This window comes from Halorubrum sp. SP3 (assembly GCF_005435195.1).
Classification (GTDB): domain Archaea; phylum Halobacteriota; class Halobacteria; order Halobacteriales; family Haloferacaceae; genus Halorubrum; species Halorubrum sodomense.
Map to the genome: position 1 here is coordinate 1 of NZ_SGTU01000546.1, position 310 is coordinate 310.

1 protein-coding gene is annotated in these 310 nt (G+C 66.1%); it reads left to right on the top strand.

All coding sequences use genetic code 11. The features are described from left to right. Positions 1-310 (top strand): DUF6610 family protein (locus tag EXE42_RS19925; RefSeq protein WP_321167827.1); only part of this gene is annotated, 310 nt, incomplete at both ends.

Genomic DNA, 310 nt, shown 5'->3' on the forward strand with positions numbered 1-310 from the left:
GGAGTCCGCCCAAGCAGCTCGACGCCATTCGACAGTTGACCCGGCCGACACTCACGGACGAGCCACCGGCCGACATCGTCGGCGTCGACTGGAACGGACTGCATCGCGGCGCACAATTCGGTGAGTTCTGGACGGCCGACGGCTGGGACGACAGCGGTCGCGACACCGACCACGTCACCGTGCGAAAGACGGTGCGCCACAGCCTCGCTCGCGTCCGTGAGTTTTGGAGGACCCACGGAATCTGGCCCGAAACGACACCGCAAGTCGAGGGGCTCGACGTCGAGTACGAGGGACCGAGTCCTGCCGATCT